Source organism: Mesorhizobium sp. M1348 (assembly GCF_040317925.1).
Classification (GTDB): domain Bacteria; phylum Pseudomonadota; class Alphaproteobacteria; order Rhizobiales; family Rhizobiaceae; genus Mesorhizobium.
This window is the reverse complement of the sequence record NZ_JAMYLH010000010.1, coordinates 156,472-168,893: the sequence shown is the minus strand read 5'-3', so window position 1 is coordinate 168,893 and position 12,422 is coordinate 156,472. Positions and strand designations below refer to the sequence as shown.

General features: G+C 61.3%; 12 protein-coding genes. 8 read left to right on the top strand and 4 right to left on the bottom strand.

Going from position 1 to position 12,422, the window contains the following annotated elements; translation table 11 throughout:
- Positions 1-72 precede the first annotated feature (72 nt).
- Positions 73-1,926, bottom strand: coding sequence for an adenylate/guanylate cyclase domain-containing protein (locus NKH13_RS18920; protein ID WP_352913649.1), 1,854 nt, complete (start codon positions 1,924-1,926; stop codon positions 73-75).
- Positions 1,927-2,515: 589 nt separating this feature from the next.
- Positions 2,516-3,097, bottom strand: coding sequence for a sulfocyanin-like copper-binding protein (locus NKH13_RS18915; RefSeq protein ID WP_352913646.1), 582 nt, complete (start codon positions 3,095-3,097; stop codon positions 2,516-2,518).
- A 1,353-nt stretch (positions 3,098-4,450) separates the two neighbouring features.
- Between NKH13_RS18915 and NKH13_RS18910 the strand changes: the two genes are divergently transcribed.
- The 8 genes from NKH13_RS18910 to NKH13_RS18875 all read left to right on the top strand — a co-directional run bounded on the left by NKH13_RS18910 (position 4,451) and on the right by NKH13_RS18875 (position 11,620).
- Entirely contained in the window at positions 4,451-5,062 is a 612-nt protein-coding gene (locus NKH13_RS18910; RefSeq protein ID WP_023679230.1) for a cupin domain-containing protein, read from the top strand.
- A gap of 116 nt (positions 5,063-5,178) precedes the next feature.
- Entirely contained in the window at positions 5,179-6,117 is a 939-nt protein-coding gene (locus NKH13_RS18905; RefSeq protein ID WP_352718862.1) for an ABC transporter substrate-binding protein, read from the top strand.
- A gap of 74 nt (positions 6,118-6,191) precedes the next feature.
- The gene (locus tag NKH13_RS18900; RefSeq protein WP_352718861.1) at positions 6,192-6,989 is read left to right on the top strand and encodes an ATP-binding cassette domain-containing protein; all 798 of its coding nucleotides are present in this window, start codon (positions 6,192-6,194) and stop codon (positions 6,987-6,989) included.
- Positions 6,986-7,990 (top strand): ABC transporter permease, encoded by a 1,005-nt coding sequence (locus NKH13_RS18895; protein WP_352718860.1) that lies wholly within the window; start codon positions 6,986-6,988, stop codon positions 7,988-7,990. Before NKH13_RS18900 ends, NKH13_RS18895 begins: the two co-directional genes overlap by 4 nt.
- A gap of 4 nt (positions 7,991-7,994) precedes the next feature.
- Positions 7,995-9,083 carry a phosphotriesterase family protein gene (locus NKH13_RS18890; RefSeq protein WP_352718859.1) on the top strand — a complete coding sequence of 363 codons (1,089 nt, stop codon included), beginning with the start codon at positions 7,995-7,997 and terminating at the stop codon, positions 9,081-9,083.
- Between the two features lie 27 nt (positions 9,084-9,110).
- Entirely contained in the window at positions 9,111-9,881 is a 771-nt protein-coding gene (locus tag NKH13_RS18885; protein ID WP_352718858.1) for a glutamine amidotransferase, read from the top strand.
- Positions 9,882-9,884: 3 nt separating this feature from the next.
- Positions 9,885-10,793, top strand: a complete 909-nt coding sequence (locus tag NKH13_RS18880) for a ribokinase (RefSeq protein ID WP_352718857.1) — start codon at positions 9,885-9,887, stop codon at positions 10,791-10,793.
- Positions 10,790-11,620 (top strand): BtpA/SgcQ family protein, encoded by an 831-nt coding sequence (locus NKH13_RS18875; RefSeq protein ID WP_352718856.1) that lies wholly within the window; start codon positions 10,790-10,792, stop codon positions 11,618-11,620. The genes NKH13_RS18880 and NKH13_RS18875 overlap by 4 nt, the downstream gene beginning before the upstream one ends.
- A gap of 44 nt (positions 11,621-11,664) precedes the next feature.
- Here NKH13_RS18875 and NKH13_RS18870 read toward each other — a convergent pair whose 3' ends face one another.
- Both NKH13_RS18870 and NKH13_RS18865 read right to left on the bottom strand, forming a co-directional pair.
- On the bottom strand, positions 11,665-12,051 hold the full coding sequence (locus NKH13_RS18870) for a type II toxin-antitoxin system VapC family toxin (protein ID WP_352718855.1): 387 nt from the start codon (positions 12,049-12,051) through the stop codon (positions 11,665-11,667).
- The gene (locus tag NKH13_RS18865) at positions 12,048-12,293 is read right to left on the bottom strand and encodes a type II toxin-antitoxin system Phd/YefM family antitoxin (RefSeq protein WP_352718854.1); all 246 of its coding nucleotides are present in this window, start codon (positions 12,291-12,293) and stop codon (positions 12,048-12,050) included. Before NKH13_RS18865 ends, NKH13_RS18870 begins: the two co-directional genes overlap by 4 nt.
- Positions 12,294-12,422: the final 129 nt, after the last annotated feature.

Below are 12,422 nucleotides of genomic sequence, written 5' to 3'. Positions count from 1 at the left end.
CGGTGCATCCTGAAAGCAACTAACGATGCGGGGAAGGATACTGCACGCCTGTACTCCGGCCTCCAACCGAAACTACTTCGTTGGCAATCCCGCAGCGACGAGGTCGGCTACCTGTCGATCAATCACTGCAGGATTGATATGGAACGTCATATCGCGCCACCGCGTGGCCTTAAGCCACGGCTGCATGGCAAGCGCCTTGAGGACTTCACTGCGTGCATCGTCAGTTTTTCCAAGATGGACATCGTTGATGGCACGTAGCAGCGGAACGGTGATCAGGAAGTCTGACGCCTTCGTGATCAGTGCAGCAGATTCGGCGTACTTTTCGATATCCGTCAGGGCATTTGCCTTCATCACGAGATAATAATCGGCGAAGTTTGGATCGTTCCTGAGCCCGTATTCTGCTCGCTCAATGGCCTTGTCTGTCAGGCCGCTGAAGCGGGCTGCTGATGAAAGGTCGCCGATGAGAAACGCGTCTCCGGGCGAAAGCGCAATCACCTCATCGGCCCTACGCAGAGACAGATCGAAGTTGCCCTCATGAGCGCTGACGTAGACGGATGACCACAAGCAGCTTTTTCTTGCGTCGGGTCCGAGGTTGGCCCGCGGAAGAACCTTTGCTTCCAGTTCGGACGCCATGCGCCAATGTTCGTCAGGCTTTTCGTCAAAGCCGAGGCTGGCCGCCAAGACGTGATCCCAAGCCAGTCCGCACGATAACAGCGACGAGTCGGGAAATTTGGCCAGGCCCTCAAGAATTATGTCCGTCGCCTTCACCAGGCTCTCGGGCGTGAACTGCCCAAAAAAGAAATTGGATCGAAGGAAGAAGTCGTACTCTTCAAGATCCGGTGTGTCCTTTTCCCAGACCTTCTTGTATTCGATGTCGTACATTTTTCCGCGCTGGCCACCAAGCGTGCCAATGATGCGTTCGATCGCCTCGTCCTGAATCACAAGGGGATTGCTTCCAGAGCGATCGAACTTTTCCGCCCAGAGGTTTTCGCCCGTGCGCGCGTCGATCAGCTGTGCGGTGATGCGCACCCGGTCCGTCTCCTTCCAGATACTGCCCTCGATCACGTAGGCCGCGTTCAATTCTTGGCCGATCCGGCGGACATCGGTTGGCTTGTCCTTGTAGACAAAGGTAGAGCTACGCGAGAGCACCTTAAGTTCGGTGACGCCTGCCAGCATCGAGATCAAATTGTCTGTCATGCCGTCGCTGAAATATTCCAGCTTCGGGTCGCCGCTCATGTTCTTGAACGGCAGAACCGCGACGGTCGGGATACCACCCTGGCCCATATCACGCTTTGTTCCATAGAACTGCCACCACGCCAGGACCGCTGTGACTGCTAAGACCAGCACCAGGAAGCTCGCCACGACTGGCAGCCGCGACCGGCTGCGGCTCGCCCGCCTGGGCTTGGCCTTGCCGCCGATCGTGACACGGTATGCCTCCACCGGCTCCGCGATGTTCTTGACCCTCTGCAGGCCCATCGACTGAAAGCCGAAAGCCAGCTTCTTCTCAACCTCGCGCGCGACCTTTGCAGACACCCAGATGCCGCCAGGCTCGGCAAGTTGTTCTAGTCGCGCCGCGATATTTACGCCCTCGCCAAACCGATCGTCACCCTCGACAATCACCTCGCCAAGATTGACGCCGATGCGCACTTCGACGCGCTGGTCTTTCGGCAAAGAGGCGTTTCGCTCGGCCAGCCCACGTTGCAACGAAACCGCGCATTCCATCGCCTCGACGACAGAAGAAAACTCCGCCAGCAGGCCGTCGCCCATCAGCTTGAAGATAGTGCCATGATGACGCGCTACTGTCGGCTCGAAAAGTTCCTTATGATCGGCGCGCACCCGTTCATGCGTACCCGCCTCGTCGCGCTCCATCATGGCAGAGTATCCGACAACGTCAGCAGCAAGGATGGCGGCGAGCTTGCGGTCCATTTCGGAGCACTCTGTCGGCGGCCAACCTCGGAGGCGAGGTGGCAAACCCTCCCGGTTCCAATCAGTTTCGCCTATCAGGACCTTACCCGCAAGCGGCTGCCGGTTACGAAACGACTTGATTGGGGCCGGACGCGGACTGTCGGCTATGGGAGAATCCGCCCGACTCCTTCCGATAGGCGAAAGTCGCTCTGGAAAAGCACCGCGGGGTCTTGAAATGGCACGACCGAGCCGGCGGGCGCATCGGCTCGAACTATTCCGCGTGGGAGCGCTCTAAGTCTCGATCGGGCGGAAAGTGGTCGCACACGGGAGCGGCCCAAGTAGGCTCATCTGCGCCAACAGGCGACTTGTGGATCAAGCTTGGAAGGCGGCTCCACCGACGCTTCGACACTACGGCCCAAATTAGCCCTCGCCGATGCTCCGGCTGCGCCAAAGGCTTGTTTGGATGCTTCAGCTTGGACCTGGTGGCTTGGCAACCAGGGGCAGTTCTAAACCGGTCGGGCGCGGCCAGACTTTCGAGTTTCAAGGTAAGCCGCCATGGATTTGCAATGATCTCCACGACGAAGCCATAGCGCTGGTTGCTCGCGCAACGCTATGGGCGTCCTGGTGGCTGCTCCTGCGGAAACTTGTCTTCATGGACGATTGCCACGGCCCGCTCAAGATTGCCTCTCACCTCGAAACCGATCCAGTGTCCGTCCATCAGGTGCGTTTGTCTCGGACAGGCGAGGAAATAGTTCCCCGCCTGCTGGGCAACAAAGTTGAGTTGCCTCCTCTCATTAATTTTAATCCCCTCTAGCGGAGCGGTGTACGCCCCCCAAATCGCATCCTCAGCCTCCAACTTCACTGGCATCTCTGACCGAGCATAAACCCTGGTCACCATCAGACCGTGCCTGAAATTCGAGGAGCCATTGATGAACTCGATCTGGACCGACCATTCTTCTGGCACGATGATCGTGAGATTGCCGCCCCAGTAGCCGTTGAAGTCGATAATGTCGGTCCGGATGTTGTCCCTGCGGTACCGCTCGACTTGGTTCCAATCGGCGACAATCTCGATAGCCACCGTCTTCGCTACCGGATCGTTTTTGATCCAGCTCGGGACGAAAGGCTTCCCAGCCAGCGCAATTCCAGGCAACAATGCGAAGGCGAGAAGGGCAAGGTGGGCAAAGCGCGCCATCGCAATCAGAGGCTCCTCCCGAGCGGAGCGGCCGAGCTAAAGCGACCGCAATCGAAGTCGACTAGGCCCATTCTTCAACCAAGAGAATACCCCCAAAACAAGATCCACACCAGCAAACCCCCTTTGGCGGAACGGAACAAAACTCGCCGTCGCCGGAGGCGCCCCAAGCGAACGCCCCACCTCGCGCAGGCCGATGTCTGCCCCCGAAAAGCGAAGGAGGAGTAAGGTTTCCGCGCCACGCTGATCGCCGCTCGGCAAAGGTCTGCTTCGGGCCGGAAAGCGGACAGATGCTTTTCAAACCCGGAGCGACAAGAGCGGACCTTTGGTCGGCGCAAGTGTCGTCCTGACGTGACCCAATGCGGTCTTCCGTTGCGAGCGTCGCTTGCTGGAGCTGCGTTAAGTCGGTCGGAGGCCAATGGTATTTTCAATGGAACGCTAATATACATGGAAACCCCAACGAGCAGCGCCTGCCAGATACTTGAGGAATGCCATGCGAAGGCTCATCTTCACGGCGATGTGTATCGCCGCCGCAACAGCCGCCAGCGCCCATGATTGGTACGAAGACAAGATTGACCCACAGACCAAATTCAAGTGCTGCGGCGGTTCAGATTGCCGCGCCATACCTCGGTCTTCGGTGCGGTCCAGGGTAGACGGCGGGTACACTTATTTGCCGCATAATTTCACCATCCCACGGGACCGTGTACAGGAATCCCCGGACGGGCAATACCATATCTGCGAAAATAAATATGTTGTAACCAACCAGCTGTATTGGCGTTGCTTCTTCGCACCTCGTGTCGATGTGTCGATACTTCTAAAGCATTAACCGCGCGTGCTTCCGCAACTTACATCCGCAGGTGCTAGTCCATTAATTCTGTTGGACTTTCTTCAAAATTGTCGAAGCTCAAGCGGTGCGCGACTGCCCCAGGGATTTCATTGGATACGTCGCGGCTATCGAGAGCCTGCGCGCCCTGGGCGTAACTCCATGGGCGCTGCCGCGGGTGACTTCTGGGCGCGCTCCGCAAATTCGGTGACAGTCCAGATTTTATCGTGTCGGCAGGGTCGTGGTTGTGTAGATTGGCTGCGTGGCCCGCCTTGCCGCATTGTCGTTCCAAGTCCACTCGCCACGTGACGCAAACGCGGTAACGGCTGGCGATTTCGACCACGATGGACAGCCAAGCGATAGGAGATAACTGGCGCGGGATCATCAGCACGGTTCATGCGGGAGCGGCATTCGCCGGATGCGGTAGCTGCGGCTGCAGTCTCGAATTTGACGCATCAGCACTTGCAAATCGTCAGCCGAGGTCTTTTGCTCGCGCGATAGTTGCCCTTGACCGTTGAATGGTTGGCGAACAGATGAACAAAATCGATCGACGGCGGCCAGAGTCAGAAACGGACGCCACCGTAAATGCCGCAAGACTTGGAACTCGGCTGCGCCTCGCCCGCCAGACACGCGGCATGACGCTGAAGACGCTGGCCGCGGCTGCGAATTGCTCGGAAAGCCTGCTGTCCAAGATCGAGAACGGCAAGGCTTCGCCGTCCCTGCCCATGCTTCACCGTCTGGTCGAGGTTCTCGACACAAACATCGGCTGGATGTTCGAGCAAGTCGATGACGACGAGGCGATCGTATTCCGGGCGGGCGCAAGGCCTTTGATTGCGCTCGACGCGCTACGGCGTGGCGAAGGAATTTCGCTCGAACGCATCATTCCGTATTCGCCCGGCCACCTCTTACAATGCAACATCCATCACATCGAGGCAGAGGGCTCGAGCGAAGGTCCGATCCAGCATGCCGGCGAGGAAGTCGGCTATGTGCTCGCCGGCCGGATCGAGTTGATCGTCGACGGCAAGAGCCATGCTCTCGCCACGGGTGATGCCTTCGTGTTCAGATCGGAGTTGCCGCATCATTACCGCAACATCGGCGAGGAACGCGCTAGCATTTTCTGGGTCAACACGCCGGCGACTTTCTGAGCGACGCTCTGCGTTCATTTGGATTGACAAATATTCAAGTCTCTTGAATGCTTGCCTCGTGCCTGTAGCACTAACGGGACCAGCCGAGGTCTGGTCCGCAAGCAAGGGGAACCGAAATGCGTCTGTTCAAACTTCTCGCCGGCTGTGCCGCCGCCATTGCCATGGGCTCGGCAGCCATGGGATCGGCGCTTGCCGATACGTTCGCTCTCGTCAACATCAACCAGCAGGCCCTGTTCTTCAACGAGATCAACGAGGGCGCGCAAAAGGCAGCCGACGCCGCCGGCGCCAAGCTGGTCATTTTCAACGCCAACAATGTGCCCAGCGCGCAGAACGACGCGATCGAGAACTACATCACGCAGAAAGTCGACGGCATCATTCTGGTCGCCATCGACGTCAACGGGGTCAAGCCTGCGATCACCGCGGCCAAGGCGGCCGGCATTCCCGTCATAGCCATCGACGCGCAGATCCCCGACGGCGACAATATTTCGTTCATCGGCGTCGATAACACCAAGGCCGGCGAGGACATCGGCAAATTCTACGCCGACTATGTGAAGGCCGAGATGGGCGGCAAGGCCAAGATCGGTATCGTCGGCGCACTCAATTCATTCATCCAGAACCAGCGGCTCGACGGCTTCAAGAAGGCGGTGACCGAAAGCGGCCAGGCCGTCACCTTCCTCGACACGGTCGACGGCCAGAACGTTCAGGAGACCGCGTTGAGCGCTTCGGAAAACCTGATGACCGCCAATCCCGACATGAACTCGCTCTATGCGACCGGCGAGCCGGCCTTGCTCGGCGCAGTTTCGGCTGTGACCAGCCAGGGCCGCACCGGCGACGTCAAGGTGTTCGGCTGGGATCTGACCAAGCAGGCCGTTCAGGGCATCGACGACGGCTGGGTGGTCGCGGTCGTGCAGCAGGATCCGGCCGGCGAAGGCAAGGCCGCGGTCGAAGCGCTGGGCAAGCTCAAGAAGGGCGAGAAAATCGACCCGATCATCAATATCCCGGTGACGATCGTGACCAAGAAGAATGTCGACGAATACCGCTCGATGTTCAAGTAAACTGCGTCGGCGACCGAGCCGCGGCGCTGCCTGAGGCTGCGCTGCGGATCCCTTGCAATCGCGTGGAATCCCAGATGAGCAGTGGCCAGACCTATCGGGTGCGGATGAGCGGCATCTCAAAGCGCTACAACGCCATCCAGACGCTCGATGATGTGTCGCTGACGCTGAAGCCGGGCGAGGTGCTGGGCCTGGTCGGCGACAATGGCGCGGGCAAGTCGACATTGAGCAAGGTGCTGTCGGGGGCTGTGGTTCCCGACGCCGGCACCATCGAGATCGACGGCAAGCCGGTGATCTTCAGCTCGCCGGGGGACGCACGTGCGGCGCGCGTCGAGATGGTCTACCAGGACCTGTCGCTCTGCGACACGGTCGATGTCGCCGGCAATCTGTTTCTCGGCCGTGAGCCGCGCCGCCGCATCGCAGGCATTTCCTTTCTCGACAAGAAGCGCATGCATGACGAGACGCGCCAGATGCTCGATCGGCTCGGCATCGTCATTGCCGACACGCGGCTCAAGGTCGAAAACCTCTCCGGCGGGCAGCGCCAGTCGATCGCAATCGGCCGCGCCGCCTCGTTCGAGCCGGCCGTGCTGATCATGGACGAGCCGACGGCAGCGCTTGCCGTGGCCGAAGTCGAGGCCGTGCTCGAACTGATCCGCGCGGTCAGTGCGCGCGGTGTCAGCGTCATCCTGATCACCCACCGGCTGCAGGATCTGTTCCTCGTCTGCGATCGCATCCAGGTCATGTATGAAGGGCGCAATGTCGCCGAGCGGCTGATCGGCGAGACCAATATCGAAGACGTGGTCAATCTGATCGTCGGCCGCAAGTTCAGTGCGCGTTCCGCCACCAATGGCTATCGCGGTGGAGCGCCGGCATGAGCGACGCGATCCACGCCGCCCAGCCCTCACGGGTGCGCAGGGGCACCTGGCGCGATGCGCTGCTCGCCAATGGCAGCGTCGTCTCGATCGCGCTGTTCTTTCTGGTCGTCTGCATCATCTTCTCGGTTGCGACCGACGCCTTTCTGACGTCGCCCAATCTGTTGAACATCCTGCGGCAGTCGGCGCCGCTGCTGATCGTCGCCGCGGCAATGACTTTCGTCATCACCACTGGCGGCATCGATCTTTCGGTCGGCTCCGTGCTGGCGCTGGTGGCGACGCTGTCGGCGACGCTTTTGCAGTTTGGCCTGCCGTGGCCAGTCGTTGTCCTCGCCATGTTGGCGCTCGGTGCCTTGCTTGGCGCGGTGCAAGGCTATTTCATCGCCTATGAGGGCATCCCGTCCTTCATCGTCACGCTTGCCGGGCTTTCGGTGATCCGTGGCGTGGCGCTGCTGATCACCGGCGGCTATTCCATCCCCATCGAGCCCGGAAGCACTTTCACCGTGCTGGGCCGCGCCTGGTTCCTTGGCGTGCCGGTGCCGGCGCTGATCGCGCTGGCGATCCTGGCCATCGCCTATCTCGCCTTCAACGAGACGCCGTTCGGCCGCTATGTCACCGGCATCGGCGCCAACGCCGAGGCGGTGCGGCGTGCCGGCGTCAACACGCGGCAGACGACCCTCTTCGTCTATGTGATTTCCGCCGCCGCGGCAGCCCTTGCCGGGATCATCATTGCTGCCCGGCTTGGATCGGGATCTTCGAATGCCGGACAGGGTTTCGAGTTGGAAGTCATCGCTGCCGTCGTGCTCGGCGGCACCAGCCTGTTCGGCGGCCGCGGAACGATCATTGGCACGGTGCTCGGCGCGCTGACCGTGGCCGTCATCGGCAACGGCCTGATCCTGGCGCATCTGTCGCCTTTCCTGACGCCGATTGTCACCGGAACGATCATCCTGATCGCCATCTGGCTGAACTTCCGCCTGTTCCGCGGCGCCGTGCGGAGCCGTTGAGCCGATGAGCGGTCTGTTCGATGACGCAGTGCCCGCCCAGCGGCTGGCGATCGGGGTCGACACTGGCCATGTGATGACCGTGCTCGGCCCGGTTCCGGTCGACGACATGGGCATCACGCTGATGCACGAGCACATCTTGCTCGATGGCGCGCGCAGCTGGAAATGCCCCTGCCATCCCGATGACATGGCGATCGCCGAGCAGCCGGTGAACATCGAGATCATCGGCGAGTTGCGCATGAACCCTTACGTCAACCGCGACAACGTTTCGCTCGACGACGCCGACCTGGCGCTGTCGGAGCTGCAGCGCTATCGCGCGCTGGGCGGCCACACCGTCGTCGATGCCACCAATATCGGCATCGGCCGCGATCCCGAAAGGCTCGCCCGCATCAGCCGCATGTCCGGCCTGAAGATCGTCATGGGCACCGGCTTCTATCTCGAACACACCCATCCCGAATGGCTGAGAGCGATGGATGTGGACGCCGTGACCGAGTTCATCGTCAACGATGTCGGCGGCGGCGAGACGCAGCCGCCGATCATGGCCGGGCTGATCGGCGAGGTCGGCGTCAGCAAGGATTTCACCGCCGAGGAGCGCAAGTCCCTGCGAGCTTCGGCGCGCGCCTCGCGCATCACCGGCGTGCCGCTGTCGATCCACCTGCCGGGCTGGGAGCGGCTGGCGCATGAAGTGCTCGATATCGTCGAGGCCGAAGGCGCCGATCTCCGCCACACCGTGCTCTGCCACATGAACCCGAGTCACAACGATCTGGACTATCAGAAGAGCCTCGCCAAGCGCGGCGCGTTCCTCGAATACGACATGATCGGCATGGACTATTATTATGCCGACCAGGACGCGCAATCGCCCTCCGACGAGGAGAACGCACGCGCCATCGCCGCCCTTGTCGAGGCGGGCTTCGGCGACCGCCTGCTGTTGTCGCAGGATGTGTTCCTCAAGATCATGCTCACGCGCTTCGGCGGCTTCGGCTATGGTTATATCTTGAAGCATTTCATACCGCGCCTGAAACGCCACGGCGTCGAGCAGGCGGCCATCGACCGCATGCTGATCGCCAATCCGAAAAGCGTATTCGCGCGGCTCTAAGCGGCCTGGAGTTACACGGGAGTTCAAATGTCCAAGAAGAAGATCCTGCTTGCCGGCGAATCCTGGGTGTCGACCGCGACCCATATCAAGGGTTTCGACCAATTTCCGACCGTTACCTACCACACCGGCGCGGACGAGTTGCTGGGCGCACTGAAGGCGACCGACTTCGATGTCACCTTCATGCCGGCACATGAGGCGCAGCGCGGGTTTCCTCAGACCATGGAGGCGCTGTCTGCCTATGACGCGGTCGTGCTCTCCGACATCGGCGCCAACACGCTGCTGCTGCATCCCGACACCTGGGTCCTCTCCAAGCCGACGCCGAACCGCCTGCGCCTGCTGCGCGATTACGTCGGCGGCGGCGGCGGTCTATTGATGTTCGGCGGCTACTACAGCTTCCAGGGCATCAATGGCGGCGCACGCTACCGCAAGACCCCTGTCGAGGACGTGCTGCCGGTGAATTGCCTGGCCTACGACGACCGCGTCGAGGTTCCCGAAGGTTTTGCGCCTGTGCCGAAACCAGGGTCGAGCCATCCCATCCTCAGGGGCCTCGGCTCGGACTGGCCGATCCTGCTCGGCTTTAACGAGGTGACGCTGAAGGACGATGCGGAAGTTCTGGCCAGCGTGTCGTCGGACTATGGTTCGCTGCCGCTGCTTGTCACCGGCCATTACGGCAAGGGCCGCACCGTGGCCTGGACATCCGATGTCGGGCCGCATTGGCTGCCGCCGCAATTCATCGCCTGGCCAGGCTACAAGACGCTGTTCGAACAGATGCTGGGCTGGGCGACCGGTGAGAGCTGAGCCATGCATGTCCACGTCGTCGGCAATGCCTGCGTCGATACCGTGTTTCGCGTCGGCCGCTTTCCTGCTGCGGGCGAGACTTTGAATGCTGTGAGCTATGCCGACGGGCTCGGCGGCAAGGGCGCCAACCAGGCGGTGGCAGCAGCACGGACTGGTGCAGAGGTGACGTTCTGGACGGCGCTCGGCAAGGACCCCGCTGGCGCATGGATCAGGAGCCGCCTCGACAGCGAGCTGTCCGATCTTAAGGTGAGCGAATTCGAGCTGCCGAGCGACCGCTCGACCATCGTCGTCGATAAAGGCGGAGAGAATTTCATCGTCAGCGGCGTCGCCTGCAGCGAAGCCTTCGATCCGGTTGCGCAGACAGCACTTGTCCGCTGGATCGCGCCCGGCGACATCCTCGTCTGCCAGGGAAATTTGCGGGCTGCCGTGACCAATGCCTGCCTCGGGGCAGCAAGGGAAAACGGCGCGCGCACCGTTCTCAACGCCAGCCCGATCGATGCGATTTCGCTGCCCGATCTCGGCTTGGCGGAGGTTTTGGTGGTCAACCAATCCGAGGCGAAAACCCTGACCGGCCGCGATGATATGACAGCAGCAGCCGGCGCGCTGGTAGCCAAAGGCGCAGGCACCGTCGTCATCACGCTCGGTGCCGCAGGCTGTCTCGTGCTTGGCCCGGGTCATGAAAAGCCGCTTCGTTTGCCGGCGCCGCAGATCGAGGCGCTCGACACCAGCGGTGCCGGCGATGTGTTCTGCGGCTGCCTCGCCGGCGGGCTTGCGCGGGGCATGCCGGTCACCTCGGCGCTGGAGCTTGCGCTCGCGGCCGCCGCAATTGCCGTGACACGGCCGGGCACGCTGGCATCCTGTCCTTCCGCCTCCGAGATGGCGGCGCTCATCGATCAAATGGAGCTCTCATGACCCAGATCGGCCAATCCGGCGGCGACGCGCTTCTACACCTTTTCGGCCGCACCAAGGTGGTGATCGGCGTCGTTCACCTGGCGCCGCTGCCCGGCGCGCCGCGCTATGGCGGCGAGGCCGTGGAAGTGATCTACCAGCGCGGGCTCGATGACGCCAAAGCCTATCTCGACGGCGGCTGCGACGGCGTCATCGTCGAGAACCATGGCGACATCCCCTTCGCCAAGCCTGACGATATCGGGCCGGAGACGGCGGCCTATATGGCGGTCGTCTCCGACCGCATCCGCCGCGAGCTCGGCAGGCCGATCGGCATCAATGTGCTGGCCAATGCCGCGATCCCGGCCTTGGCGATCGCCAGCGCTGCCGGCGCCGGTTTCGTCCGCGTCAATCAATGGGCGAACGCCTATGTCGCCAATGAGGGTTTTGTCGAAGGCGAGTCGGGCCGCGCGGCGCGCTACCGCGCCAGGCTGCGCGCCAACGGCATCCGCATTTTCGCCGACGCGCATGTCAAGCACGGCGCACATGCCATCGTCGCCGATCGCCCGGTCGAGGAACTGGTCAAGGACCTGGTCTTCTTCGACGCCGACGCCATCATCGCCACCGGCCAGCGCACCGGCCACGCCGCGGATTTGGGCTACATAAGCATGATCAAGCAGGCCGCCGGCCTGCCGACGCTGGTCGGAAGCGGTGTCACGGCGGACAACGCCAAGGATATCCTCGCCATTGTCGACGGGGTCATCATCGCCAGCGCGCTGAAGCACGACGGCGTCTGGTGGAACCAAGTCGACTCTGCTCGAGTAAAGGCGTTCATGGGTGGTCTGAAGCGATAGCTGACTTCAACCGCCTAGCCCACCGAGGGCTCGGGTCACCTCCATCAGAGACGACGGACAGGCCCAGGATACTGCGCGACCAGATCGTCGACGGTCAGCAATGTAATGCCTTCCACAATCGATTGAGCAATCAGGATCCGATCGAAGGGGTCCTTGTGGATGGGTGGAAGCCCCTCCACCGCAATGGCATGCTCGCCGGTGATTGGCAGCTCATGATAGCCATTGTCTATCAGGCCCCGACGTAAAAGACGCGCATCGACCCTAAAGTCAGAGCGGCCCAAACTGCATTTGATGGCAATCTCCCAGAGACTTGCAGCGCTGAAGGTCAGGTGGTTGTCGACATTCTCGATCTCAGCAAGGGCGGCGGGCGGGAGCTTTCCGGGCTCGCCCGCCGCCCAGAGCAGAAGATGGGTATCGAGCAGAAGTTTCATGCGTCGCCGCCAAACAGCTTCTCGATTTCCTCATCGGCCATGCGATCAAAATCGTCCGGAACTGAAAACTGCCCGGCCATAAACCCCAAGCGACGCATTTCGCCGGCCGCAGGTGCGTCTATGGCAACGACCTTGACCATCGGCTTGCCGGATTTGGCGATAATGAAAGATTCGCCCTTGGCCGCCCTGTCGATAAGACGAGACAGATGCGTCTTGGCCTCGTGGATATTGACGGTGCGCATTGCGGGCCTCGTGACTTAGTCTATAAAACTTAGTCTAGTTGGGCCCGATCTTCAAGTGTGTATCTCTCGGCGAATAGGATGGGGCGGATCCAATTGCCCATGTCCTCGACCAAAAGCCGTGGCAGATCT